At 71.5% G+C, this 26,032-nt stretch carries 23 protein-coding genes and 1 pseudogene; 8 read left to right on the top strand and 16 right to left on the bottom strand.

What is annotated here, in order from left to right; translation table 11 throughout:
• Positions 1-9 precede the first annotated feature (9 nt).
• From PV734_RS05265 to infC, 4 genes are all read right to left on the bottom strand, one after another.
• Positions 10-858, bottom strand: a complete 849-nt coding sequence (locus tag PV734_RS05265; protein WP_319094072.1) for an RNA methyltransferase — start codon at positions 856-858, stop codon at positions 10-12.
• Positions 859-1,130: 272 nt separating this feature from the next.
• On the bottom strand, positions 1,131-1,514 hold the full coding sequence (gene rplT, locus PV734_RS05260; protein WP_319094073.1) for a 50S ribosomal protein L20: 384 nt from the start codon (positions 1,512-1,514) through the stop codon (positions 1,131-1,133).
• A gap of 100 nt (positions 1,515-1,614) precedes the next feature.
• Positions 1,615-1,809, bottom strand: a complete 195-nt coding sequence (rpmI, locus tag PV734_RS05255) for a 50S ribosomal protein L35 (protein WP_006374321.1) — start codon at positions 1,807-1,809, stop codon at positions 1,615-1,617.
• Positions 1,810-1,915: 106 nt separating this feature from the next.
• On the bottom strand, positions 1,916-2,659 hold the full coding sequence (gene infC / locus PV734_RS05250; RefSeq protein WP_319094247.1) for a translation initiation factor IF-3: 744 nt from the start codon (positions 2,657-2,659) through the stop codon (positions 1,916-1,918).
• A gap of 369 nt (positions 2,660-3,028) precedes the next feature.
• On the opposite strand from infC, the gene PV734_RS05245 reads away from it, so the two are divergent.
• The gene (locus PV734_RS05245; RefSeq protein ID WP_319094074.1) at positions 3,029-3,406 is read left to right on the top strand and encodes a DUF1844 domain-containing protein; all 378 of its coding nucleotides are present in this window, start codon (positions 3,029-3,031) and stop codon (positions 3,404-3,406) included.
• A gap of 18 nt (positions 3,407-3,424) precedes the next feature.
• Here the strand turns inward: PV734_RS05245 and PV734_RS05240 are convergent, their stop codons facing one another.
• Entirely contained in the window at positions 3,425-3,757 is a 333-nt protein-coding gene (locus PV734_RS05240) for a hypothetical protein (RefSeq protein ID WP_319288852.1), read from the bottom strand.
• Between the two features lie 18 nt (positions 3,758-3,775).
• A complete protein-coding gene (locus PV734_RS05235; protein WP_319094076.1) occupies positions 3,776-4,507 on the bottom strand; it encodes an SseB family protein in 732 nt (243 codons plus the stop codon).
• Positions 4,508-4,656: 149 nt separating this feature from the next.
• Here PV734_RS05235 and PV734_RS05230 point away from each other — a divergent pair, with 149 nt between their 5' ends.
• Positions 4,657-5,691 carry a serine hydrolase gene (locus PV734_RS05230; protein ID WP_319288851.1) on the top strand — a complete coding sequence of 345 codons (1,035 nt, stop codon included), beginning with the start codon at positions 4,657-4,659 and terminating at the stop codon, positions 5,689-5,691.
• A 42-nt stretch (positions 5,692-5,733) separates the two neighbouring features.
• On the opposite strand, the gene mycP is transcribed toward PV734_RS05230, so the two are convergent.
• The 5 genes from mycP to PV734_RS05205 form a co-directional block, all read right to left on the bottom strand.
• The gene (gene mycP / locus PV734_RS05225) at positions 5,734-6,939 is read right to left on the bottom strand and encodes a type VII secretion-associated serine protease mycosin (RefSeq protein WP_319288850.1); all 1,206 of its coding nucleotides are present in this window, start codon (positions 6,937-6,939) and stop codon (positions 5,734-5,736) included.
• On the bottom strand, positions 6,936-8,348 hold the full coding sequence (locus PV734_RS05220) for a hypothetical protein (protein WP_319094079.1): 1,413 nt from the start codon (positions 8,346-8,348) through the stop codon (positions 6,936-6,938). Before PV734_RS05220 ends, mycP begins: the two co-directional genes overlap by 4 nt.
• A gap of 1,265 nt (positions 8,349-9,613) precedes the next feature.
• Entirely contained in the window at positions 9,614-10,423 is an 810-nt protein-coding gene (locus PV734_RS05215) for a 3-oxoacyl-ACP reductase (RefSeq protein WP_319288849.1), read from the bottom strand.
• Entirely contained in the window at positions 10,420-11,823 is a 1,404-nt protein-coding gene (locus tag PV734_RS05210; protein WP_319094081.1) for an aldehyde dehydrogenase family protein, read from the bottom strand. The genes PV734_RS05215 and PV734_RS05210 overlap by 4 nt, the downstream gene beginning before the upstream one ends.
• 11 nt (positions 11,824-11,834) lie before the next feature.
• Complete coding sequence (locus tag PV734_RS05205) at positions 11,835-13,205, bottom strand: glutamine synthetase family protein (protein ID WP_319094082.1); 1,371 nt, start codon at positions 13,203-13,205, stop codon at positions 11,835-11,837.
• 95 nt (positions 13,206-13,300) lie between these two features.
• Between PV734_RS05205 and PV734_RS05200 the strand changes: the two genes are divergently transcribed.
• The gene (locus tag PV734_RS05200; protein WP_319094083.1) at positions 13,301-14,032 is read left to right on the top strand and encodes a FadR/GntR family transcriptional regulator; all 732 of its coding nucleotides are present in this window, start codon (positions 13,301-13,303) and stop codon (positions 14,030-14,032) included.
• An 81-nt stretch (positions 14,033-14,113) separates the two neighbouring features.
• A complete protein-coding gene (locus PV734_RS05195) occupies positions 14,114-14,839 on the top strand; it encodes a gamma-glutamyl-gamma-aminobutyrate hydrolase family protein (protein WP_319094084.1) in 726 nt (241 codons plus the stop codon).
• Positions 14,840-14,917: 78 nt separating this feature from the next.
• Here the strand turns inward: PV734_RS05195 and PV734_RS05190 are convergent, their stop codons facing one another.
• Positions 14,918-15,841: a LysR family transcriptional regulator gene (locus PV734_RS05190; protein WP_319094085.1), complete on the bottom strand. Its 924-nt coding sequence runs from the start codon at positions 15,839-15,841 to the stop codon at positions 14,918-14,920.
• A 70-nt stretch (positions 15,842-15,911) separates the two neighbouring features.
• Between PV734_RS05190 and PV734_RS05185 the strand changes: the two are divergent.
• A pseudogene (locus PV734_RS05185) lies at positions 15,912-17,088 on the top strand (TDT family transporter).
• Here the strand turns inward: PV734_RS05185 and PV734_RS05180 are convergent.
• The 4 genes from PV734_RS05180 to PV734_RS05165 all read right to left on the bottom strand — a co-directional run bounded on the left by PV734_RS05180 (position 17,015) and on the right by PV734_RS05165 (position 21,813).
• A complete protein-coding gene (locus PV734_RS05180) occupies positions 17,015-17,758 on the bottom strand; it encodes a helical backbone metal receptor (protein WP_319094087.1) in 744 nt (247 codons plus the stop codon). The pseudogene PV734_RS05185 and the gene PV734_RS05180 sit on opposite strands and share 74 nt — an antisense overlap.
• Positions 17,759-17,849: 91 nt before the next feature.
• Positions 17,850-18,419: an XRE family transcriptional regulator gene (locus PV734_RS05175; protein WP_319094088.1), complete on the bottom strand. Its 570-nt coding sequence runs from the start codon at positions 18,417-18,419 to the stop codon at positions 17,850-17,852.
• Positions 18,420-18,887: 468 nt separating this feature from the next.
• A complete protein-coding gene (locus tag PV734_RS05170) occupies positions 18,888-20,726 on the bottom strand; it encodes an ABC transporter permease/substrate binding protein (RefSeq protein WP_319288848.1) in 1,839 nt (612 codons plus the stop codon).
• Positions 20,719-21,813 carry a glycine betaine/L-proline ABC transporter ATP-binding protein gene (locus PV734_RS05165; RefSeq protein ID WP_319288847.1) on the bottom strand — a complete coding sequence of 365 codons (1,095 nt, stop codon included), beginning with the start codon at positions 21,811-21,813 and terminating at the stop codon, positions 20,719-20,721. Before PV734_RS05165 ends, PV734_RS05170 begins: the two co-directional genes overlap by 8 nt.
• A gap of 256 nt (positions 21,814-22,069) precedes the next feature.
• Between PV734_RS05165 and PV734_RS05160 the strand changes: the two genes are divergently transcribed.
• The 3 genes from PV734_RS05160 (at position 22,070) to PV734_RS05150 (ending at position 25,985) form a co-directional block, all read left to right on the top strand.
• Positions 22,070-23,002: a 5'-3' exonuclease gene (locus PV734_RS05160; RefSeq protein WP_319094091.1), complete on the top strand. Its 933-nt coding sequence runs from the start codon at positions 22,070-22,072 to the stop codon at positions 23,000-23,002.
• Between the two features lie 207 nt (positions 23,003-23,209).
• Entirely contained in the window at positions 23,210-24,058 is an 849-nt protein-coding gene (locus PV734_RS05155) for a siderophore-interacting protein (protein WP_319094092.1), read from the top strand.
• A gap of 385 nt (positions 24,059-24,443) precedes the next feature.
• Entirely contained in the window at positions 24,444-25,985 is a 1,542-nt protein-coding gene (locus PV734_RS05150) for an amino acid permease (protein ID WP_319094093.1), read from the top strand.
• The last annotated feature ends 47 nt before the right edge of the window (positions 25,986-26,032 follow it).

The raw sequence follows: 26,032 nt of genomic DNA, 5'->3' as shown, positions 1-26,032 counted from the left end.
GTCACCCTACTAGCTCTCGGTGACGAAGCGGCACCCTCCGGAGGCGCGCTGCGCACGGGCGGACGCGTAGAGACATACGGCGGCGGCGGTCGCCAGGTTCAGGCTCTCCGCCTTTCCATGGATCGGAACGCGCACGACAGCGTCGGTCAGCGCGCGCGTCTCCTCCGGGAGCCCCCAGGCCTCGTTGCCGAACACCCAGGCGGTGGGCCCGCCCATGGTCCCCTTGTCCAGCTCGTCGTCGAGGTCGTCCGTGCCCGCGCCGTCGGCGGCGAGGATCCGTACACCGATGTCCCTGAGCCCGGCCACGGCCTCTTCCACGGGCACACCGACGGCCACGGGCAGATGGAACAGCGAGCCCACGGAGGCCCGTACGGCCTTCGGGTTGTACAGGTCGACGGAGGCGTCGGTGAGGACGACCGCGTCGGCGCCGGCGGCGTCCGCGCACCGCAGCACGGTGCCGGCGTTCCCGGGGTCGCGCACGTTCGCGAGGACGGCGACCAAGCGGGGCCGCGCCTTGATGATGTCCTCGAACGGGGTGTCGAGGAACCGGCAGATCCCGACGAGCCCCTGCGGGGTGACGGTGGTGGAGATGTCGGCGATGACGTCCTCGTCGGCGAGGTGGAGGCGGGCGCCGCTTGTCCGGGCCTCCCCGAGGATGTCCGGGTACCGCTCGGCGGCGTCAACGGTGGCGAACAGCTCGACGAGCGTCCCCCCGCCGTACACGGCCGCCTCGCGCACGGCCTGCGGCCCCTCGGCGAGGAACAGCCGGTCCTTGCTGCGGAAGTTGCGCCTGGCGAGACGCCGCGCGGCGGCGACGCGGGCGGAGCGCGGGGAGATCAACTCGGGGGCGGCGGACATGGGAGACCTTTCCGGGGTTCGGTTCGTGGTCGGGTGCGGGTCCGGTGGGGGCTGGTCGCGCAGTTCCCCGCGCCCCTGAAAAGCAGGGGCTGCGCCCCGTGCTTTTCGGCCCGAAGGGGCCGTGTCTTTTGTCTTCAGGGGCGCGGGGAACTGCGCGAGAAGCCCCACCGGACCCGCACCCGACCACGAACCCAAAAACACCCGGGTCCACAGGCAGCGAACACCTGTGGACCCGGGATCACATCACACGCGGCTCAAGGCCAGCGCCGGCGTCACGCCGCCTTGGGCGCGTTGACGTCCGCCGGAAGCGCCTTCTGCGCGACCTCGACGAGCGCGGCGAACGCGGTGGCGTCGTTGACGGCGAGCTCGGCAAGGATCTTGCGGTCGACCTCGATGTTGGCCGCGTTCAGACCCTGGATGAAGCGGTTGTAGGTGATGCCGTTGGCGCGGGCAGCGGCGTTGATGCGCTGGATCCACAGCCGACGGAAGTCGCCCTTGCGCTTCTTGCGGTCGTTGTAGTTGTAGACCAGGGAGTGGGTGACCTGCTCCTTGGCCTTGCGGTACAGGCGCGAACGCTGACCGCGGTAACCCTTGGCGGCCTCGAGGATCGCCCGGCGCTTCTTGTGTGCGTTTACTGCCCGCTTGACGCGTGCCACTTTTAACTCCTTGCAGCGGGGCCGTGGTTGTCGTCACACGGCCCGATTTCGATGGGGTCCCGGTCTTCAGACGTACTTACGGCGCGCGGGCGCCGGTACGTCACTTGCCGAGAAGCTTCTTGATCTTCGCGGCGTCGCCCGGGGCCATCTCGGCGGTGCCGGTGAGGCGCCGCGTCACGCGGGACGACTTGTGCTCGAGCAGGTGGCGCTTGCCGGCACGCTCGCGGAGCACCTTGCCGGAGCCGGTGATCTTGAAGCGCTTGCTGGCACCGCTGTGCGACTTGTTCTTCGGCATAGCGCCGTTCTCTCCTCGTCAGTGGCGTTCCGGTGCCCGGTCGTGAAACCGGGCACGGTGGAACGTCATGTGTATGGGTTGGCATCCCAGGGCGTGAGCCCCGGAATCAGACCTGGGAGGACGCCTCGGCCGGAGCCTCGGCGGTCTCCTCGGCGATGTCCTCGTCGTCACCGAGGTCCACGTCGCCGACGATGTCCTCGTCGATTCCGTCGACTTCGTCGGTCTCCGCGGCGTTCTGCGACTTGCCCGGGTTGGCCTTCGCTTCCGCCTTGCGGGCCGCCTGGGCCTCACGAGCCTCGGCCATCGCCTCGGTCTTCTTCTTGTGCGGACCGAGAACCATGATCATGTTTCGGCCGTCCTGCTTCGGGTTCGACTCGATGAACCCGAGGTCCTCGACGTCCGAGGCGAGCCGCTGCAGCAGTCGGTAGCCCAGCTCGGGCCGGGACTGCTCGCGACCACGGAACATGATCGTGATCTTGACCTTGTCGCCCTGCTTGAGGAACCGGACGACGTGACCCTTTTTGGTGTCGTAGTCGTGCGGGTCGATCTTCGGCCGGAGCTTCATTTCCTTGATGACCGTGTGCGCCTGGTTCTTGCGCGCCTCACGGGCCTTCATGGCCGACTCGTACTTGAACTTCCCGTAGTCCATGAGCTTGCAGACCGGCGGGCGCGCGCTCGCCGCCACCTCGACCAGGTCGAGGTCGTACTCCTGCGCAAGCTCCAGGGCCTTGGCAAGCGGAACAATCCCGACCTGCTCGCCGCTGGGACCGACAAGTCGCACCTCGGGAACGCGAATCCGGTCGTTGATGCGGGGCTCGGTGCTGATGGATCCTCCTCGGTAGCACCACACGACGGTCTGGCGGACCGTCGCGTATGTCTCTGATGACAATGGGACCAACTACCGGGGCACACGAAAAATGCCCCGACGGGACACAGGCGGGGCTCCAAAGGCATACCGGAGCACCGCCGCGGTCAACCGCGGGGCGCACATCGGGCGACTCCATCGTCCGTACGGAACGATGGTGGCCGCCTGACCGGGTGACCCGCCGTCCGTAAGGGCGGTCGGGTGGGAGATCGGAGCCTCCACTTGTGGGCCGGGCACGCAAGTGTCCAGCCGGTCGTTACAAAAGGTTAGCACCAAGTAGGAGGTGGTGCTAACCGCCCGGTTCACGGCCGCCCGGACAAAGGGGCCGGATGCCCGGGGCCTATCGTGTGGGTCATGAGTGAGACCCCTCCCCAGAGTGCCGAGAACGCTTCCCAGGGTGCCGACTTCGACGCCATGACCCGCGACATCGCCGAGGTCCCGGCGGTCGAGGTGATCGTGACGGTCGCCGTGAACCTGATGAGCGCCGCCGCCGTGAAGCTCGGTCTGACCGACGAGGGCGACAAGTACAAGGACCTGGACGAGGCGCGCAAGCTGGTGCACGCTCTCGCCGGTCTCCTCGACGCGAGCACGACGGAGATCAGCTCCTTCCACGCGGCCCCGCTGCGCGACGGCCTCAAGTCGCTCCAGCTGGCGTTCCGCGAGGCGTCCCTCGTCCCGGACGAGCCGGGCCAGGGCCCCGGCGAGAAGTACACGGGCCCGGTCTACGGCTAGGTCGCGGGTCGGGCGCCGTCAGTCACCCATGAACCACAGGTAGCTGCCCGGCGTCGCGGCGCACACTGCCAGAAGCTCGGCGAGATCGAGCAGTGCCGCCCGCTGCCGCTCGTCGGTGCACAGCTGTGCCAGAGCGACAGCCTCCTGACGGGCGACCTGGGCTTCCTGCTCGTTGAACAGGGTGTCGCCGTAGGGATCCACCCGGCCGAGCTTGCCGGGGCCGTGTCGGTCGAGCGCGCCCAGCGCCCGAACCAACGCCTCACCGTGCTCGTAGGAACCTCGCAGCCGAGTCTCCCGGGACGACCTCTTGTAAGAGGGGCGCCCCGAGTGCAGCTCCAGTTCGATCCCCATGCCCTTTTCTCCGGGTCCTCAGGACCGCACATAGAGGGGCTCGCCCGGGGGCGTGGCTCCGGCCGGCAGAAGTGCCAGGTCGAGGCCGCGCACCAGGCGGGCCCGCAGTGTCTCGTCGGCGGCGAGGCGTCCGGCGACCGCCCGGGCGGCGTCGGCCGGGGGCGCCGTCGGATCCAGTACGAGTGCGAGGGTGCCGTCGGCCTGTCCCGGGCCCAGATGCGCGCGGACCACGGCGGGCTCGGCGGCCACGACGGCCCGTACGGCGTCGACCACGGCGGGATCGGCGAGCGGATCGGCCGTCGTACGCCCCTCGGCCAGCGCGAGCAGCGCGGAACCGCTCAGCTCGTAGGGCACGGGCCCGGCCAGGTCGAGGACGATCGTGTCCGCCTTCTCGTGCGCGGCGGCCTGGATGGCCTGGTGCAGGGGTACGGCGACGGGGCGGGCGGCCGGGTCCCAGCGGGCCAACGAGTCGGTGGACGTGAAGGCCGGCAGGGCCGTCCGGCCGCCGGCCTTGAGGGTCGGCACCGCCATGTCGCTGGTCTTCTCGTGGCGCAGCCCGTTCTCGTCCTCCTCGACCTCCCCGAGTACGGCGACGACGGGGACGAGCAGCCGGGCCCCCTTGAGTGCCGCCAGCACCGGTCCGACGGCGGTGCGGTCCTCCGCCCAGGCCGCCAGCGCGGTGCTCAGCCGGGGGTCGGCACTGCCGTCGTCGTCGGAGAAGCCGGAGTCGGGAATGTTCTTGTTCGCCACGGTGACCGACCCTATCGGGGGATCGATCCTGGGCCTTCGCCGCCCCGGAAACCTGCCGTTCACCGGTTTCACGGAATTCTCAGTCATCGCTGACACACATCTAACATTCGCCTAATCAACCGCACAGTCGCGGCCATCAGCATCACGGCATGGCCTCTGAGAGAGCTCCCCGCCGTCGGTCGCTCGTCTGCATCGCCCTCGCCTCCGCGGTCGTCATGGGCGCCACCGGCGCGGGCACCGCATATGTGAAGGCCCATGCTCAGGCGGACGTGGGCCGCGTATCGTCGGCGGCGGCAGCGCCCGTGCGGACCGAAGCGAGCGAGGAGGCGTCGGTGGAACCCGTCGCGGAGCCCACGGTGGAACCGGACACGCTGCTGGCCGAGGCGATGAGGCCGGTGACCGCGGCGGCCGAGGACGGGGCCGAGGTGTCCGTGGCCGTGCTCGACGTCGGGTCGGGCGACAGCGCCGTCCACGGGGACGGGAGGTTCGACACGGCGAGCATCGTCAAGGTGGACATCCTGGCGACGCTGCTGCTCCAGGCGCAGGACGAGCACCGGAGCCTCACCGCGCGGGAGAAGACGTACGCCACCTCGATGATCGAGCTCAGCGACAACGCCTCGGCGTCGGCGCTGTGGACGGCGATCGGTGGGGCGCAAGGTCTCGCCGCCGCCAACAAGCGCTTCGGGCTGACGGACACCGAGGGTGGCACCGGCATGCTGTGGGGCCTGACCCAGACCACGGCGGCCGATCAACTCACCCTGCTCCAGCAGGTGTTCGCGGCGAACGGGGATGCCTCGCAGCTGACCGGGGCGTCCCGCACGTATCTGCGGGGCCTGATGGGCTCGGTGGCCGAGGACCAGGACTGGGGAGTGTCGGCCGCGGCTGCCACGAGCACCGCCGGTCGCCGGTTCGCCCTGAAGAACGGGTGGTTGCCGCGTACGGCGACCGGGCTGTGGGACATCAACAGCATCGGGCGGGTGACGACGGCGGACGGGCGGGAGTTCCTGGTCGCGGTGGTGTCGAACGGCAACACGACGAAGGCGAAGGGGGTTTCGCTGGTGGAGGCGGCGGCGCGGGCGGCGGTCTCGGTGTTCGACAGCCCGGCCGACACAGACGCGGACACTAACACAGCTGCGTCTTCGACCTCGACTGCTGCTGATGCCACGAAGACCGGTACGGCTTAGGGATCCTGACGGCCGGTCAGGAAATCGCTCGGCCGCCCGGGCTCAGAAGCTGTCGTCGTACGAGTCGTGGGCCGGGTGGTCGACCGTTCTGCGGCGACCGCGCCACAGCGGGACCGCCGCGACCAGGAGCACGACACCGAGGCCGCCGGCGACGGCACCGGTCCAGTTGGAGTTGTCGTCCTCCACGGGGGCCGCGTCCGGGCCCGTGCCGAAGTACTCCTTGCCGTACGCGGTCGACTTCAGCCCTTCCGGCTTCAGCTTGCCTGCCGCCCTGAGGGCCGCCGCGGGGTCGATGAAGCCGAAGCCGCGGGAGTCGTCCCGGCCGCCGTTCGGCGCGTTGCGGGCCGTGTCCTCCAGGAGCTTCTTGATCTGGGCGGGGGTCAGTCCGGGGTGGGCGGCCTTGATGAGGGCGACCGCGCCGGAGACGAACGCGGCGGCGGCGCTCGTACCCCAGCCCTCGTAGTAGCGGTGGTCGGGGGCGGCGATGACGACGTCGACGCCCGGAGCGCTGACCGTGGCGTACCAGCGACGGGTGGAGAAGGAGGCGCGGGTGCCGTACTTGTCCACGGCGGTCGCGGCGATGACGCCCGGATAGGCGGCCGGGTAGGAGATGTGGTCGCCCTTCTCGCCCCCGTTGCCGGCCGAGGCGACGACAACGGCGCCCTTCTTCAGGGCGTACTGGACGGCCTCGTCCTCGGCGGGCTCGGGATGGGCGGACTTCGAGTCGTCGCCGAGGGAGAGGTTGATGACGTCGGCGCCCTGGTCGGCGGCCCAGCGGATGCCTTCGGCGAGGGCGTTGCCGCGGGTGTTGCGGGCCTTGCCGCGGGCCGAGTCGCCGTCTTCGAGGATCACCCGGACGGGCAGGATCCTGGCCTCGGGGGCGATACCGAGGACGCCGTCACCGTTGTCGTAGCCATGGCCGTGACCGGCGATGATGCCGGCCATGGCGGTGCCGTGCTTGGCCCAGGACGCGTCGCCCTGGCTCGCTCCGAAGCCGACCATGTCCTTGCCTTCGAGGACGTTGCCGATGAGATCGGGGTGGTCGGCCTCGACGCCGGTGTCGAGCACGGCGACGGTGATGCCCTTGCCCTTGGTCGTCCGCCAGGCCTCCTGCGCGTGCATCGCGTCCAGGGCCCACTGCTGGGCGCGGATGCTGTCGGCGTACGCGGTGGTGGTGGGCAGGAGGGTGAGGGAACCGGCGAGGAGAAGGACGAGGAGCCCGCTTCGGGCTGTGCGGGTGCGGGTCATGACGGCAGTTTCGCGGCCGAGCCGACGGTCTTTCGCAGGGCCCGTTCGACGCGGTCGGCGAGGCCCTTCGCCTCGTGACCCAGGCCTGCCTGGGCGATGGCCGTGGCGACGCCGGACTCCATGGTTTCCTCGGCGGGCTGAGGGGCGTCGACAGCGCGGCCGTCGGCCCAGCCGGAGACTGCGTACGTGACGACGGGGGCGTCGGTGAGGACGGAGATGGTCCAGGAGGCGCGCTGGGCGTCCCCGAAGTCGTCGGCGACGGTGTTCCTCGCGGCGTACGGGCGGGGCATCAGGTCGGCACGGCGGTCGAGGTGCTCGTTGCTGAAGCGGGTGCGCAGGGCCTGCATCGCGGTGGCGTCGGCCTTGGTGAAGAGGAGGCCGACGGTGGTGACGTAGCTCTGGGTCTCGTCTGTGTAGGTGGCGCGCAGGAGGCGTTGGCAGCCGACGGGGGCGAGGGCCTTGCGCAGCAGCGGGTCGAAGGCGTTGGCGCAGCCGGTGTCCGGGGCGACGGCGATCCGGATCCAGGTGCGGTCGGCGCCACCCGGGCCGGCTCCGTCGCCCTCGACGGTGGGCGGGAAGAGCTGGTCCACTGGGATCCTGTGCCAGAGCGTCCCGGACGCGGTGAACGCGGTGCGCGCGTCGGCGCCTCCCGAATCGTCCCCGGTCAGCCAACTCCCGGTCAGCGCACCGCCGATGAGCCCGAGCCCGAGCACGGCACAGCCGACGGCGAGCAGCGCGCGCCCGCTGAAGGAACGGGGCCTGGTCTCCGCGCCGGACACGTCGGGTCGCGCGAGCGAGACGACGGGCCGCCCGGAACCGACGGTCCCGCGGTCGCCGTAGGGGGCGCTCCAGGAGAGGGCGGGGTCGGGCAGGCCGGCCGCGGAGGGCACGTTCGTGGGGCGCGGAGGGCCGGTGGGCGCCGCGGGCGTCTCGCCGCTGTCCGGCCGCCTGCCGGATCCCTGGGGCGGGTCGGCGACGGGCGTGTTCGGCCGGTACGCCTGGCCGCCGGGGGTGCTCCCGGCACCGGGGCGGCCGTTCGACGGGCCGGTCGTGGGCGGGTCCGCGAGGTACGGGCGGCCGGTGGGCGCGTTCGGGGGCGGCGGGGGTGTCGCGGCGGTGCCCGGACGGGCGCTGGACGCCTGCGACGGGCTGGGCCGGTACGCGCGGTCGGCCGGGGCGTTCGCACCCCCGGGGCGGCCTGTCGGCGCGTGCGGCGGGTCGGCGACGGGTCGATCCGAGAGATACGGGCGGCCGATGGGGGCGCTCGCGGGGCGCGAGGGGTCGTTGGGCGCCGGAGGTGTCTCGGCGGTGTCGGGACGGGCATCCGGCGTTCGGGGCGGGCTCGGCCGGAATGGGCGGCCGACGGAGGTGTTCCCGGCACCGGGACGGCCGCTCGGCGGGTCGGTCACGGGCGAATCGGCGAGGTACGGGCGACCGACGGGGACGTTCGCGGGACGCGGACCACCGCCCGACGCCGACGCCGGGGGTGCCTCGGCGGAACCAGGACGGGGGCTCGACACCTGACCGGGACGGCCGACAGGCCCGTTCGCGGGACGCGGACCACCGCCCGACGCCGACACCGGGGGTGCCTCGCCGGAACCAGGACCGGGACCGGCGGGCGGGGTCGGGAGGTACGGGCGGCCGGTGGGGGTCGGGGGCTGGTCCGGGGTGCGGATGGTGGTCCTGGGGGTGGTGGGCGATGTGTCGGCGGGGCGTGTCCTGGGGCCGGCCGTCGGTCGACGCGTCGGGGCGGGGGGCGCCTCGGTGGGGCGTGGCTGGTTGTCCGGGCGTGGAGGGGCGGCCGGCGGGGGCTTGCGGAGGCGCCTGGTGGTCTCGGGCTCGGTGTGGGCGAGGCCGGCCGGTCGCCAGGGCGCCACGGGCGGCCGGTGGGCCGGGAGCGGCGGCAGGTCGGGGAGGGGGCGCGGTGTCGTAGGCCCGGCGGCTACCGGAGGCGCGTCGGGGAAACGGGCCGAGGAGGGCGGCGGGGGCGGGGCTATGGGGCCGGTGGTTTCACGGGAGGGAGCTCGCAGGTGCGGGAACCGGGGCGGGGCGGCGTCCTTCGAAGCGCTCGGCGCCGGCGCGGTCGCGGGGACGGGCGGTGTGCCGAGGGCTGTCGAGGCGGAGGTTACGGGGCCCGACGCTCCACCGGACGCACCGGGCGCACGCCCTGACCTGCTCGCCGCGTCACCGGTCGCGAGTGGCCCTCGGCCCGCGCCCCCCGCGTTGTTCTCGCCGACTCCGGGCACACCTTGCGCATCTCTCGTGTCTCGCGCATCTGCAGATGGGGTGTCCGTGCCGTCCGTGACCGGTGGCTCGGTCGGCGACGGCGGGCCGGCCGGGCGCGGGGGGATGGATGCGCGCCGCGCTTCCGTGCTCATGCACCCCCCGTTTCCTCGTACCGGCGCAGGGCCGACGGAGTCCGTGCGGCGCGGAACGCGGCCGTCCCGGGCACGCATACCCGCGCGGGCGTGCCGCCATCCGGGCGCGTACCTCCGCGCGCGGTGGCTCCTCCCTGCGTGAAGCGTCACTCTACGGGCTGTCACCCACCGAACGGGAACCAGTCCGCGGCACCGGGGCTTCTGCCCGGATCATCCCCCTGCCCTGCGGCGATCGCGCCCACCAGGGCTTACGCCCCCCGCCGGAGTGCGGCGGGGGGCGCAGGCGCGACCCTCGTCTACACGGGTGTGACGTACGCCCCCGCGATGCCACCGTCGACCAGGAAGTCGGTGGCGTTGACGAACGACGAGTCGTCGCTGGCCAGGAACGCGACGGCGGCGGCGATCTCGTCGGCCTCGGCGAACCGTCCGACGGGGATGTGGACGAGGCGGCGGGCGGCGCGCTCGGGGTCCTTGGCGAACAGTTCCTGGAGGAGCGGGGTGTTGACCGGCCCCGGGCAGAGGGCGTTGACGCGGATGCCCTCCCGGGCGAACTGCACGCCCAGTTCACGGGTCATGGCAAGGACGCCGCCCTTGGACGCGGTGTACGAGATCTGGGAGGTGGCGGCGCCCATCCTCGCCACGAACGAGGCCGTGTTGATGATCGAGCCCTTGCCCTGGCGCCGCATGTAGGGGATCGCGGCCTTGCAGCACAGGAAGACGGAGGTCAGGTTGACCTCCTGGACGCGCTTCCAGGCCTCCAGTCCGGTGTCCAGGATGGAGTCGTCGTCGGGCGGCGAGATACCGGCGTTGTTGAACGCGATGTCGACGCTGCCGTAGGTGTCGTACGCCGTCCTGAAGAGCGCCTCGACCTGCTCGGGGTCGGTGACGTCGACCTTGACGAAGATGCCGCCCACCTCGTCGGCGGCGGCCTTGCCGCGCGGCTCGTCGACGTCTCCGCAGACGACGTGGGCGCCCTCGGAGGCGAGCCTGCGCGCGGTGGCGAGGCCGATGCCGCTGCCGGCACCGGTGATGACTGCGGTACGGCCGACGAGCCGTCGGCAGACGGCGGCTTCGCCGGTGGGGGGCGTGGGCGTCGATTCGGTCACTGTGCGGGGCCTTCCGTGCTGATGAAGACGTTCTTCGTCTCGGTGAATGCGGTGAGGGCGTCGGGGCCGAGCTCGCGGCCGATCCCGGACTGCTTGAAGCCGCCGAAGGGTGTCGAGTAGCGCACGCTGGAGTGCGAGTTGACGGACAGGTTGCCTGCCCTGACGGCCTGTGAGACGCGCAGGGCACGGCCCACGTCCCGGGTCCAGATGGAGCCGGAGAGGCCGTAGTCGGTGGCGTTGGCGAGCGCCACGGCGTCCGCCTCGTCGTCGAAGGGGAGGACGACGGCGACGGGCCCGAAGACCTCCTCGACGGCCACGCGCGCGTGCGGGTCGACGTCGGTGAGGACGGTGGGCGGGAACCAGAAGCCGGGACCTTCGGGCGCCTCGCCCCGGATGCCGGCCAGGTCGTCGGTGACGTACGCGCGTACGCGGTCCAGTTGGGCCCTGGAGATCAGCGGGCCCATCTGGGTCTTCTCGTCGGCCGGGTCGCCGACGAGGACGGACTCCACGGCGGGGGCGAGGAGGCCGAGGAAGCGGTCGTACACGGAGCGCTGGACGAGGATGCGCGTGCGGGCGCAGCAGTCCTGGCCGGAGTTGTCGAGGAACGACATGGGGGCGGCGGCCGCGGCGGCCTCGATGTCCGCGTCGGCGAAGACGATGTTGGGGCTCTTGCCGCCGAGTTCGAGGGTGACGCGCTTGAGGAGCGCCGACCCCTTCGCCAGCACCTGCTTGCCCACGCCTGTCGATCCGGTGAAGACGATCTTGGCGATGCCCGGGTGTTCCACGAGTGCGGTGCCGACGACGGGGCCGTGGCCCGGCAGCACCTGGAACAGTCCCTCCGGCAGACCTGCCTCCAGGGCGAGTTCGGCGAGGCGCAGGGCTGTCAGAGGGGTGGTCTCGGCGGGCTTGAGGATCACCGCGTTGCCCGCGGCGAGGGCGGGTGCCGTGCCCCAGGCCGCGATCGGCATGGGGAAGTTCCAGGGCGCGATGACACCGACGACGCCGAGCGGTTCCAGGATGGTGATGTCGAGGCCGCCGGCGACCGGGATCTGACGCCCGGTCAGGCGTTCCACTCCCCCGGCCGCGTAGTCGAGCAGATCGCGGACGTTGCCCGCTTCCCAGCGCGCGTTGCCGATGGTGTGTCCGGCCTGCCGCACCTCCAACCGGGCGAGTTCTTCGAGGTGTTCGTCGACGGTGGCCGCGAAGCGGCGCAGCAGGCGGGCGCGGTCGGCGGGCGCGAGGGCCACCCACCGCGCCTGGGCCCGCGTGGCCCGTACGACAGCTGTGTCGACGTCCTCCCGGGTGGCGGCGGGGACGGTGGCGACGACGTCCTCGGTGGCGGGGTTGAGGACGCGAAGCTCACGCTCGAAAGCGGGTTCGCGCTCGTGCTCGTACGACAAGGAAGGACCTCTCACAAACGTTCGAAGGAGCGGCGAAGCTCCCAGTCGGTCACCGCGGCGTCGAAGGCGGCGAGTTCGACGCGGGCCATGTTGCGGTAGTGGGCGACCACCTCGTCACCGAAGGCGGCCTGGACGATGGGGCTGGTCTCCCACAGTTCGGCGGCCTCGCGCAGGGTGGTGGGGACGTGGGCGTAGTCGCCCGCGTAGGCGTTGCCCTCGCACACCTCGGGCAGCTCCAGTTTCTGCTCGATGCCGTACAGCCCGGCGGCAACCAGTCCGGCGACGGCGAGGTACGGGTTGACGTCACCGCCGGGCAGCCGGTTCTCGAACCGCATGGAGCGTCCGTGGCCGACCACCCGCAGCGCGCAGGTGCGGTTGTCGTACCCCCAGGCGACCGCGGTCGGCGCGAACGAGCCGGGCTGGAACCTCTTGTACGAGTTGATGTTGGGCGCGTAGAGCAGCGAGAAGTCCCTCAGGGCCGCGAGCTGCCCGGCGAGGAAGTACCGCATGACCTCGGACATGCCACCGGGGTCGGCCGCGGTTCCGGCCATGACGTTCGTGCCGTCGGCGTCGGCCAGCGAGAGGTGGATGTGGCAGGAGTTGCCCTCGCGCTCGTTGTACTTGGCCATGAAGGTGAGCGAGACGCCCTCCTGGCTGGCGATCTCCTTGGCACCGGTCTTGTAGACGGCGTGCTGGTCGCAGGTGACCAGCGCGTCGTCGTACTTGAAGGCGATCTCGTGCTGGCCGGGATTGCACTCGCCCTTGGCGGACTCGACGATCAGTCCGGCGGCCGTCATCTCGTTGCGGATGCGGCGCAGCAGGGGTTCGATGCGGCCGGTGCCGAGGATCGAGTAGTCGATGTTGTACTGGTTGGCCGGGGTCAGTCCGCGGTAATGGGCGTCCCAGGCCTGTTCGTAGGTGTCCTTGAAGACGATGAACTCGAGTTCCGTACCGACCTTCGCGCTGAACCCGTGTTCGGCGAGCCGGTCCAGCTGGCGGCGGAGGATCTGGCGGGGCGCGGCGACGACCGGGGACCCGTCGTTCCAGGCGAGGTCGGCGACGAGGAACGCCGTGCCCGCGTTCCAGGGCAGCCGGCGGAGCGTGGAGAGGTCGGGATGCATGGCGAAGTCGCCGTATCCCCGCTCCCAGGAGGACATCTCGTAGCCGTCGACGGTGTTCATCTCGGTGTCGACGGCAAGGAGGTAGTTGCAGCCTTCGGTGCCGTGCTCCAGGACGTCGTCGAGGAAGAAACGGGCGGCGAACCGCTTGCCCTGGAGGCGCCCTTGCATGTCGGGGAAGGCCAGGACAACAGTGTCGATCTCTCCGCTCGCGACGAGGGCGTGCAGCTCCTCGACGCTGAGCGGGGGTGTGCGGTCTGCCACGGGAAAGCTCCTTCGGCTTCTGCGCGTTCTCTCTGCCGGGCCGGAAGCCATAAGGTATTGCGGAGAACCATTGCTTGGGAAGGGGGCACGGCCAGATGTCGCTGGACGCGGAGGGCGGCTTGGAGGACCGGTTGACGCCGGTGCTGCGGCCCGTGCGGGCGGGCAACGGCTTCGAGGAGGCACTGGAACAGATTCTCCAGGTGGTACGGCTGGGCCTGGTCCCGGGCGGCGAGCGGCTGCCGGCCGAGCGCGAACTCGCCGAGCGGCTCGGGATCAGCCGGGTGACGCTGCGCGAGGTGCTGAAGGTCCTCCAGGACCAGGGGCTGGTGGAGTCGCGTCGCGGCCGGTACGGCGGCACGTTCGTGCTGCCGCGCGGCGGCGCGGGCGAGGAGGAGCTGCGGCGGCGGATCAGCGCGGTCGACATCGAGGACGTGCTCCGCTTCCGCGAGGTACTGGAGGTGGGTGCGGCGGGCCTGTGCGCGCAGCACGGGCTGTCTGCCGAGCAGGGGAGCCGGCTGCGGGAGGCGCTGGCGCGCACGCAGGACGCCCCGCTGCCGGACTACCGCCGCCTGGACACCCTGCTCCACCTCACCCTCTCCGAGCTGTGCGGCTCGCCGACGCTGACCTCGCAGTACGCGGCGGTACGGGCGACGGTGAACGACCTGCTGGACTGCATCCCGCTGCTGGTGCGCAACCTGGAGCACTCCCAGCGGCAGCACGCGGTGCTGGTGGACGCGGTGCTCGACGGGGACGCGGACGGGGCGCGGGAGATGATGCGGGAGCACTGCTCGGGGACGGCGGCACTGTTGCGGGGGTTCCTGGCATAACGGGCGTGAGACGCGGGTTGCCTCATGGGGCGAGGGTCGGCAAAGGTATGGCCGTACGCCATTGGATGCCAGGAGGGCCTCGTGACCACGACCGGACGACGACCGCTCATCGGCGTCAGCACGTACCTGGAGTCCAGCACCCGCTGGGGGGCGTGGGAGCTGCCCGCGGCACTGTTGCCGGCCGGGTATCCGCGGCTCGTGCAGCGGGCCGGGGGCATCGCCGCGATGCTCCCGCCGGACGACCCGGCACACGCCGCCGCGACGGTGGCCCGGCTCGACGGTGTCGTGATCGCGGGGGGTCCCGATGTCGATCCCGCCCGGTACGGCGAGGAGCGCGACCCGCGTACGGGCCCGCCCGCCGAGGCCCGGGACGCCTGGGAACTCGCCCTGATCGAGGCGGCGTTGGCGGCCGGCACCCCGTTGCTGGGCATCTGCCGGGGCATGCAGCTGCTGAACGTCGCCCTGGGCGGCACCCTGGTCCAGCACATCGACGGCCACGCGGAGATTCCGGGCGTCTTCGGCCACCACACGGTGAAGCCGGTACCGGGCACGCGATACGCGGAGGCGGTACCGGAGGAGACATCGGTACCGACCTTCCATCACCAGGCGGTGGACCGCCTGGGGAGGGGGCTCATCCCATCGGCATACGCGCCGGACGGAACGGTGGAGGCGGTGGAGGTTCCCGGGTCCGGGTGGGTACTGGGGGTGCAATGGCACCCGGAGATGGACGAGGACCCGAGGGTGATGGAGGCCCTGGTCCTTTCAGCCCGTCCGGCGCTTGAGGACAAGGCCCGTTCAGGGCCGTAGGGGGTCTGGGGGCGCAGCCCCCAGGGATGGGAAGGGTAGGGGCGGCGGGGGCGAAACCAACCCCTGCCCCACCCGCCCTCACCCCCGCGTCAGCCCCAACAACTCCCGCGCCGGCCCCACCGGCCGATGCCCCGTAGGCCACACCGCCCGCAGCTCCCGATCCAACCGCACCCCGTCCAACGGCACACACACCAACCGCCGCGTCGCCAACTCCTCCCCCACCGCCAGTTCACTCAGCACCGCGGGCCCCGCCCCACCCACAGCCGACGCCTTGACCGCGGTCGTCGACGACAGCTCGATCAGCGGACGCGCCAACCCGCCCAACGCGGTGTTCAACACCTGCCGCGTCCCCGACCCCTCCTCCCGGAGGATCAACGGCGTCGCCGCCAGTTCCGCCGCCCCCACCGGCTTCCGCCGCCGCGCCCACGGATGCCCCGGCGCCGTCACCACGATCAGCCGGTCCTTCGCGACGACCACCGAGTCCAGCCCGCTCGGTACGCCCGTCCCCTCCACGAAACCGATGTCGGCCTCGTCCGACAGAACCCGTTCGGCCACCGCCGCCGAGTTCCCCGCGAGCAGCGACACCGCCGTCTCGGGCAGCCGCACACGCAGCGACAGCAGCCAGCCCGGCAGCAGGTACTCGGCGATCGTCATGCTGGCCGCCACCCGCAGCCGGGAGTCGCGTCGCGCCCGCAGGGCCTGTGCCCCGGCGTCGAACGCCTCCGCCGCCTCCACGACCCGCCTGGCCCAGTCGGTGACGAGCACACCGGCGTCCGTGAGCCGGGATCCGCGCGGCGAGCGGTCCACGAGGGCCACGCCCAGTTGGCGTTCCATCGACCGGATGCGGCTGCTGGCGGCCGGCTGGGTGATGCCCAGCTCCTGCGCCGCTCGCCCGAGGCTCCCCAGCCGCGCCACGGCCAGCAGCAGCTCCATCGCCCCGAGGTCCGGGACCCGCCGCGCGACCCCCGACGACCGCACAGCCCCGCCCTCCACATCACCCATAGATCCAGCTTATGCCCTCATTCACCGGAACCCCCTGGTGACCGCACGTACCCCGCGCGACCGTGAGGACATGGCCACCGCAGCCCCCGTCCTCTCCCGCCCACTCCCCCAGAGCCAGAGCCAGACCCGGGCTCAGCCTCTCTTCCTCGGCGGCGGCCTCCGCCATCTCGGCCCCAACTGGTACGCCCCCGTCATGGGCACCGCCATCGTGGGCACCGCGGGCGCCGGCCTCCCCGGCGCGGACGGCATCCCCGGACTGCGTACCGTCTGCACGGTGGCGTGGGCCCTCTCCCTCGCCCTTCTGTTCGCGCTGCTCTGCGCCCGCGCCCTGCACTGGACCCACCACCGCGACCAGGCCCGCGCCCACCTCCTCGACCCGGCGACAGCCCCCTTCTATGGCTGCCTCGCGATGGCCCTGACGGCTGTCGGCGGTGGCGCCCTCGTCGTCGGCCGGGACTGGCTGGGTCTGCCGGCCGCCGTCGCCCTGGACGCGGTCCTGTTCACCGCCGGGACGATCATCGGGCTCGTCGCCGCCGTGGCCGTCCCGTACCTCCTGGTCGTACGCGGCGGCACCCCCAGCCCCGTCTGGCTGCTCCCCGTCGTCGCGCCCATGGTGTCCGCGGCGCTCGGACCGCTCCTGGTCCCCCATCTCCCGGCGGGGCAGGGGCAGCGGGCCCTTCTGTTCGCCTGCTTCGGCATGTTCGGGCTGAGCCTGCTCGCGACCCTGGTGATGCTGCCGGTCGTCTTCGGCCGGCTCGTGACGACCGGTCCGCTCCCCCTCGTCCTCACCCCGACCCTGTTCCTGGCGCTGGGCCCGCTCGGCCAGTCCACCACCGCCGCCGGCAACTTCGCCGACCTCGCCCCCCCAGGTCCTGGGCGTCCCCCATGACACCGCCGCCGCTGTCGCCGTCCTCTACGGCGTTCCCGTCATGGGCTTCGCCCTGCTGTGGCTCGCCCTCGCCGGTGCGCTGGTGCTGCGCGCACGGCGCCGGGGCATGCGCTTCACCATGACGTGGTGGGCGTTCACCTTCCCGGTGGGCACCTGTGTGACCGGCGCGGAGAGCCTCGGCCGGCACACCGGGCTCGCCGCGTTCGGCGTCCTGGCCGTCGCCCTGTACGTCCTGCTCGTCGCCGCCTGGGCCGGCGCCGCCCTTCGTACCGTCCGGGGGCTGGTCAGCGGTGAGCTGCTCGCAGGGCCTCGCCCAGTACCCGTGGCGCCTCGGCCAGTGACGGCCCGTACCAGGTGAGGTGGCGCCCGCTGACGAGCGCGCAGGGCAGCCCCTCGAACGCCTCCGGGCCGTCCTCGGCCGTGAAACGGTACGGCTCGTCCGGCAGCACGACCATCCCCGACCGCGCGCTGGTCCGCAGTTCCTCGATCGGTACCCGCGGATAGCGTTCGGCGTGGGCCGCGTACGCGTTGTCGACCCCCAGCCGTGCCAGCACGTCACCCGCGAAGGTGTCCCGTCCGAGCACCATCCAGGGGCGCCGCCAGATCGGCACGACAGCGGTCGTACGGCCGTCGGCGGCTGTTCGCGACCATCGCTCCGGCGCCGACCACGCCGTTTCGGCCTCGTCGAGCCACCGGGGGCGTGATCCGGCGCCGCACGCCGTCACCACCCGCTCCAGTTCCGCGAACGCCTGCGGCACGGTCCGCACCTCGGTGAGCAGCACCTCGATGCCCGCCGTGCGCAGGGCGGCGAGGTCGGGTTCGCGGTTCTCCTCCTCGTTGGCGACGACCAGGTCGGGGGCGAGCTCGACGATCCGCCGGACGTCGGGGTTCTTGGTGCCGCCGATACGGACGACGCCGGCGCCGAGGTCGGCCGGGTGGCCGCACCAGTCCGTGGCCCCGGCCAGAACGCCGGGCACGGTGACCGCCACCGCCTCCGTCAGGGACGGCACCAGCGAGATCACCCTCATGATCACGTCACCCCAACCGCTGATCTCGCGTTACGCGTTGACGGCGACCGCGGGGCCGTGGAACAGCCGGAGGGGACAGGTCGCCGGCGTCTCAGCGCCGACCGTCCTGTACCGCCTCGATGTGTTCGGCCACCGCGACCACGATCACCCGGGTGTCCGGCACGGTCGCCCGCCAGCGGTGCCGCACCCCGCCGGTCAGGTACAGCGTGTCGCCGCGGCCCAGCCGGTGGGCACGGCCCTCCGCCTCGACCTCGACGGCGCCGTCCGCGACGTACATCAACTCGTCGTTGCGGTGCTGGAACTCGCGGCCGGCGTCATGGTCGCCGATGAACTCCATCGCGTGCAGCTGCTGGTGGCCACGGACCAGGGAGCGCAGCCGGGGCTCGTCGGGGGCGGGTTCGAGGGCGTCCGCGCGGACCACGTCGACGCTGCACGCCGGGTCGGCCGCCGCGAGGAGCTCGACCGCGGTGGTGCGCAGAGCGTCGGCGACCTTCTCCAGGGAGCTGCGGCTGGGTCGCGCCCGCTCGTTCTCGACCTGGCTCAGGAAGGGCACCGACAGACCGCTGCGCTCGGCCACGACGGCGAGGGTGAGCTCCAGCGCCCGGCGCCGCCGCCGGACGGCGGCGCCCACCCGCAGGGGCTGTTCTTTGTGGTCGCCCATCGCTCCGGCTCCCTCCTCGGCTCGTCGTCGCGTCCCGGTTGTGTACGTCCCATCACAGCGCATCGCGCCGTGTGTTCGGTGGCTGTTCGCCAGATCGTCCCCGAACCACGCACGACGCGTTCTCTGATGACTTCCTTGCACCCTACGCATGTTCGTCAAACCGTTTCACGTGCCGGTCGCATCGGTGTCACCCCTCGTCGGGCACGACCCTCACGGTTCGCGCCAGGGGACGGGCCGCCGGGCCCGTCGTCACGCCCCTCCCCGCGCGCGGGCGGCGATGCTGACCAGCGGTGGCGGCAGGCGGAGCGACCGGGTCAAGGTGAGGGCCTGTCGCTCCGTGGTTGGCCGGATCCTTCTCGTGCGCGGAACGTGTCCGTCCGGGAACGCCGAGAGGGGTGGGCCTCGCCGGAGGCACCCGCACGCGCGCGTGTGCCCCGGTTCGACCCACCCCTCCTGAGAGCGGCTCCCTCAGTGGGTTGATACCCCTTTCGCACCGCTCTTGCCCCCGGAACCCTCGACCGGTGCCCATTTCCCGGCGAGTCGGGGGTTCGCCTTCAGCCAGGCCCGGACCGCGTCCTGTTCCCCGCCCTTGCCCGCCTGCTGGATACGGGCCTCCAGACCGGTCAGCTGTGCCTCGGTCATGGAGAAGTTCTTCAGCCAGGCGCCGACCTCGGGATTGTCGTCGGCGAAGCCCTCACGGGCCAGCGTGTGCACGCCGTCGCCCTTGCCCCAGGCGCCCTTCGGATCCTTGAGCTTCTTCAGGTCGTAGTCGCTGTACGCCCAGTGCGGCGACCAGAGGGTGACGGCGATCGGTTCCTTCCTGGCGTACGCGCGCTTGAGTTCGGCGAGCATGGCCGGGGTGGAGCCGTCGACGACCTCGTACTCACCGTCGAGACCGTACGCCCCCAGAACCTTGTCCTTGAGGAGGCCCATCATTCCGGCGCTCGGCTCGATGCCGACGATCCGGCCCTTGAACTCCGACGACTTCCCCTTGAGGTCGGCGAGCGAGTCGACACCCTTCACGTACGAGGGGACGGTCAGTTCCAGGGAGGTGGGGCCGTACCACTTGCCCAGGTCCTCCAGCTGGTCGCCGTACTTCTTCCAGTACTCGGCGTGGGTGACGGGCAGCCACGAGTCCGTCTGGAAGTCGATCTGGCCGGTGGCCAGGCCCGTGTACAGCGGGCCGGCCGCGTACTGGGTGGTCGTGACGTCGAATCCGCGCTCCTCCAGGAGTTCCTTCCACAGGAACGTCGTGGCGATGCCCTCGTCCCAGGGGATGTAACCAATGGTGACCTTCTTGCCCTGTCCCACGTCCGTCGCGGTGGTCCGGGTGCTCTGCGCGGAGGAGCCGAAGATCCCGAGACCGCCGGCGACGAGCGCCAGGACGACCACGCCGGCCAGCGCGACGACCGGGCTGGGGCGGTGGTTCCAGAGCTTCGGGGTCCCGGCGGTACGGGCTTTGGCCGCTGCGCGGCGGCCCAGTGGGGAGATCTGGGCGCCGAGCGCGCCGGTCATGCGGTCGAGGTAGATGGCGAGGACGACGATGCCGAGGCCCGCCTCGAAGCCGAGGCCGATGTCGAGCTGGCCGATGGCCTCGTTGACGGCGCCGCCGAGCCCGCCGGTGCCGACCATGCCGGCGATGACGACCATGGACAGGCCGAGCATGATGACCTGGTTGACGCCCGCCATGATCGTCGGGAGCGCGAGCGGCAGCTGCACGCGCAGCAGCGTGTCGCGCGGCGGGGTGCCGAACGCCTCGGCGGCCTCGACGAGTTCGGCGTCGACCTGCCGGATGCCGAGTTCGGTCATGCGCACCCCGGGAGCCAGGGCGAAGATCAGGGTGGCGACGACGCCCGCGGGGACGCCCATGCCGAAGAACAGGATCGCCGGGATCAGCAGCACCATCGACGGCATCGTCTGGAGCAGGTCCAGGACGGGCCGTACGACGGCGCTGACCGTCCTGGAGCGGGCCGCCCAGATACCCAGCGGGATCGAGACCACCAGGGCGATCAGGGTGGCGACGAGCACCAGGGAGAGCGTCGACATGGCGCGGTCCCAGAGGGCCATGGAGTCGACGAGTGCGAATCCGGCGAAGGCGAGGACGCCCGCGACCAGGCCGCGCAGCCACCAGGCGGCCACCGCGAGGATGCCGGCCAGGAGGAGGGGCTCCGGGGCGGTGAGGACGGCGTAGATGCCGTCGTAGAGGCCTTCCACGACCGTCTTGATCGCGTCGAAGAGCCAGGACATGTGATTGACGAGCCAGGTGACGCCGTCGTCGACCCGGTCGCCGAGCTGGAGCCTAGGCACGGGCGGCCACCTTCCCCTCCGCGTGGGCGGGGACACTCGGGCTGTCGCAGGGATCGGCGTCGCTCTGCCGGTCGCCCAGGAACTCGAGGATGCGCTGTCTCGGTACGGCGCCGACCAGTTCGCGGTCCGCGGTGAGCACCGCGACGGGGTGGGTCAGGCGGGCGCTCAGTGCGCAGAGTTCGGTGAACGGCATGTCGGGCGTCGCCGTCGGACAGTCGCAGTCGGCCTCGTCGCCGCGGGTCTCCGGGTCCATGACGGCGCCCGCGGTGAGGACGCGGGAGCGGTCGACGTCCTTGGTGAAGGAGGCGACGTAGTCGTCGGCCGGGCGGACGAGGATGTCCTCCGCGGTGCCGGTCTGGACGATGCGGCCGTCGCGCATGACGGCGATGCGGTCGCCCAGGCGCATGGCCTCGTTGAGGTCGTGGGTGATGAACACGATGGTCTTCTTGAGGGTCTTCTGGAGTTCCAGGAGCTGGTCCTGCATGTCACGGCGGATCAGCGGGTCGAGCGCGCTGAACGACTCGTCCATGAGCAGCAGGTCGGCGTCGGTGGCGAGCGCCCGGGCCAGGCCCACGCGCTGCTGCATGCCGCCGGACAGTTCGTCGGGCCACGAGTCCTCCCAGCCGGCCAGACCGCACAGGGCGAGCGCCTCGCCGGCGCGACGCTCGCGCTCGGCGCGGGGCACGCCCTGCACGGACAGGCCGTACGCGGCGTTCTCGCGGACGCTGCGGTGCGGGAAGAGCGCGAAGTGCTGGAAAACCATGCTGATCTTGTTCGTCCGCAGCGCCCGCAGTTCACGGTCGCCGAGCGCGGTCAGGTCCTCACCGTCGAAACGGACGTGTCCGGCCGTCGGTTCCAGCAGGCCGTTCAGCATGCGCAGCAGCGTCGACTTGCCCGAGCCGGACAGGCCCATGACGACGAAGATCTCGCCGGGTTCCACGCTGAAGGACGCGTCGACGACGGCCGCGGTGATGCCGTCGTCGCGCAGTTCCTCGCGGTCGGCTCCTTGTTCGAGCCGGGTGACCGCGTCGCCGGGTCGTCTGCCGAACACCTTGTACAGATGCTCGGCCTCAAGCCTGGATGACAAGGGTGCTCCTCGATGGTGCGCTTCGGTCGTGCTCTTCGGCCGTGTCACTTCGTCGTGCCACTTCGGTCACGCTCTTCGCTACAACGGTTGCGCGAACAACCGGCTTGTCCGTGGCCGCACCTGCCCCTGCCCCACATGGGCAAACTGAGAAGTGGGCCAGTTCACAACCGTTCGCAGAGGTAACGGAAGGGTCGGCGGCGAGGCCCCCGGGGGTACCGGGAAGTGGCGCGCGGGGTGACTGTCAGTGGCGTACGGCATGATGCGAGACGTGACCGGACGACTGATGCTCCTCGACACCGCCTCGCTCTATTTCCGCGCCTATTTCGGCGTCCCGGAGTCCGTGAAGGCTCCGGACGGCACGCCGGTGAACGCCGTGCGCGGGCTGCTCGAATTCATCGACCGGCTGGTCAGGGACCACCAGCCGGACCAGCTGGTGGCGTGCATGGACGCGGACTGGCGTCCGCAGTGGCGGGTCGACCTGATCCCCTCGTACAAGGCCCACCGCGTCGCCGAGGAGCGCGAGGCGGGACCGGACGAGGAGGAGGTGCCGGACACCCTGTCGCCACAGGTGCCGATCATCGAAGCGGTGCTGGACGCGGTGGGGATCGCGCGCGTGGGCGTCGCGGGATACGAGGCGGACGATGTGATCGGCACCTTCACCGCGCGCGCGGAAGGCCCCGTCGACATCGTCACCGGCGACCGGGACCTGTACCAGCTGGTCGACGACGCGCGCGGGGTGCGCGTCCTGTACCCGCTCAAGGGCGTGGGCACCCTGCAGCTCACCGACGAGGCCTGGCTGCGCGAGAGGTACGGGGTGGACGGGAAGGGGTACGCGGATCTGGCGCTGCTGCGCGGCGACCCGAGCGACGGGCTGCCGGGCGTGCCGGGGATCGGCGAGAAGACGGCGGCGAAGCTGCTGGCCGAGTTCGGAGACGTGGCCGGGATCATGGCCGCCGTCGACGACCCGAAGGCGAGACTGACGCCCTCGCAGCGCAAGCGGCTCGACGAGTCACGGCCGTACGTGGAGGTCGCGCCCAAGGTCGTCCTGGTGGCCGGCGACGTGCCACTGCCGGACGTCAACACGGCGTTGCCGCGCGCCCCTCGTGACGCCGCGGCACTCCAAGCACTCGGCGCCCGCTGGGGACTTGGAGGTTCGTTGGAGAGATTGCTCACGACACTCGGAAGGTGAGGTAGCACTTCCCCGGGAACGAGGCACGATGTACCAGTGCCTCACCAGGGCGCGAGCCCCCACCCGGAGAGAACAGCACGCTCCCACAGGAGAACGTCGCTCTCATTTTGCGGGATCATTGCGAAACGAATCGCCTCGGGTATCAGGGTTTTCCAAGAGGGGGATGCTAACTTAGGTAAGCCTAAGCAAGGTAACAGGGAGGCCGTCATGGCAGAGCGCCCGGAACGCAGGGCTCCGAAGACCCACTCCGCGCAGGTCGTCCGTACCGAGCGACTGACGCCGCACATGCAGCGTGTGGTTCTGGGTGGCGACGGCCTCGCCGAGTTCACCGCGGGCACACGCACCGACCACTACGTGAAACTGCTGTTCCCGGCCGAGGGCGTCACCTATCCGGAGCCCTTCGACATGCAGCGCGTCCGCGCGGAATTCCCGCGCGACCAGTGGCCCGTGACCCGCACCTACACGGTGCGCGCCTGGAACCCCGAACTGCGCGAACTGACCCTCGACTTCGTCCTGCACGGCGACGAGGGCCTCGCCGGCCCCTGGGCGATGCGCGTACAGCCGGGCGACACGGTCGCCTTCGGCGGCCCGGGCGGGGCCTACGCCCCCGACCCCGAGGCCGACTGGCACCTGCTCGTCGGCGACGAGAGCGCGCTGCCCGCGATCGCCTGCGCCCTGGAGGCGCTGCCCGACGGCGCGAAGGCGTACGCGTTCGTGGAGGTCGCCGGCCCCGAGGAGGAGCAGAAGATCGACTCCGACGTGGAGGTCCACTGGCTGCACCGCGGCGAACGCCCGCTCGGCCAGGCCCTCGTCGAAGCCGTGAGCGCCCTGGAGTTCCCCGCGGGCCGGGTGCAGGCGTTCGTGCACGGCGAGGCGTCCTTCGTGAAGGACCTGCGCCGACTGCTGCGGGTGGAGCACGAGATCCCGCGCGAGGACCTATCGATCTCCGGCTACTGGCGCCTCGGTCACGACGAGGACGGCTGGCAGGCGTCCAAGCGGGACTGGAACGCGCGGGTGGAGGCGGAGCAGGAGACCGCCGAACCGGCCGCCTCCTGAGTTTTCGCGAGTTTCCGGGGCCCGGGACCATCCGGGCCCTGCCCGCCCGGCCCGGCCCCCTGTGGAGCCGGGCCGGCGGCGTACCAGCCCGGCGGCCGACCGGGTCTTCCCGGCCGCAGTGCCCGATCGGCCCGAACTGCCCTCCCCCAGCGCCGAGTCGCTGCTCTCACCGAAGCCGGCGACAGCCGACTCCCGCGCCCCACGCCATGCCCCCCTCTCCCCTGCCTTGTGCCGCCGGGCCCCGCCAGGTCGCCCGGTTGGCGCGCCGCCATCGGCACGTGAGGACTTGGGTCCCGCCTCGACACGGCCACGACATCCCTGCGAAACAGCGCCTCCCTAATTTCTGTCACCCGACAGGAATTACGCGCCGAAGGCAGGTCCCGCCGTGACCACGACCGCTTCCCCCGACGTACGCCCCGATCCGCCGGATCCGTCCGTCGACCTCTCCCTGGCGGAGTTCGGCTACCCCCAGGAACTGCACCGCAGCCTCGGCCGGTACGCCTCGTTCGCCGCCGGGTTCTCCTTCATCTCCGTCCTGACGACGGTCTTCCAGTTCTTCGCCTTCGGATACGCGTTCGGCGGCCCCGTCTTCTTCTGGGCCTGGCCCGCCGTACTGGTCGGCCAGTTGCTGGTCGCCGCGTGCTTCGCGGAACTGGCCGCGCGCTATCCGATCTCCGGCGCGATCTACCAGTGGTCGTCGCGGCTCTCGAACCTCACCTTCGGCTGGTTCGCCGGCTGGATCATGGTGATCGGGCAGATCGTGGTGGTCGCGGCGGCGGCCCTCGCGCTCCAGGTCGTCATGCCGGCCATCTGGTCCGGCTTCCAGCTGGTCGGCGACGACCCGGCCCCGACCTCGGCGAGCGGCGCGGCCAACGCGGCGATTCTCGGCGTGCTCCTGCTGGGCCTCACCACCTTGGTGAACGTCCTGGACAACCGAGTGATGTCCGTGATCAACCGGGTCGGCGTGACCGCCGAGATCATCGGCGCCGTCCTGATCATCGTGCTCCTGTTCACCCACTCCGAGCGCACTCCCGGCATCACCTTCCACACGGGCACGGCACTGCAGTCCGGCCTGACCGGGGCACTGCTGGTGGGTTCGTTCACGGCGGCGTACGTGATGATCGGGTTCGACAGCGCGGGCGAGATGAGCGAGGAGACCCACCATCCCCGGCGCACCGCCCCCCGTACGATCCTGACCGCGCTCGCCTCGGCCGGCCTGCTGGGCGGGCTGATCATCCTCGCCGGCCTGCTCGCCGCACCGAGCCTCACCGACGGCCGGCTCGGCGTGGAGGGCCTGAGCTACGTCCTGACGAGCAGTCTCGGCGACGGGGTGGGCCGCGCCCTGCTGGTCGACGTGGTGGTGGCGATCGCGGTGGCGACACTCGCGATCCAGACGGCGGCCTGCCGGATGCTGTTCTCGATGGCACGCGACGGCCAACTGCCGTTCTCGGCCCGCCTCGCGAAGGTCAACCCGCGCACGGGCATGCCGAACGCCCCCGCCCTGGTCGTCGGCGCGCTGGCGGCGGTCCTGCTCCTCCTCAACTTCGCCTCCCCGGAGGCCTTCCTGGCCATCGGCACCACCTGCATCGTGATGCTGTACCTGGCGTACGCGATGGTGACGGGCCCACTGCTGGTCCGGCGTCTGAAGGGCACCTTCACGGCCGACGGCACCGACGAAGCCGGCAAGCCCCTCTTCTCCCTGGGCCGCTGGGGCATCCCGGTGAACGCCCTCGCCCTCCTCTACGGCCTCTTCATGACCGTCAACCTGGCCTGGCCCCGGGCAGCGGTGTACGACCCGGCGGGCGGACACTGGTACTTCCAGTGGTTCACCGTGCTGTTCCTGGTGGTCACGGTGGGGGGCGGGGCTCTGTACCGGCTGCTGAGTGCACGACGCGGACACTCTGCGGAGCCTGTACCGACTCCGTAGTCTCGGCCGTCGTCACTCGTCACGCGGTTCTCGAACGTCATGGATCC

It is taken from the genome of Streptomyces sp. AK08-02, assembly GCF_033795085.1.
Taxonomy (GTDB): Bacteria; Actinomycetota; Actinomycetes; order Streptomycetales; family Streptomycetaceae; genus Streptomyces; species Streptomyces echiniscabiei.
This window is presented reverse-complemented; position numbering and strand designations above follow the sequence as displayed.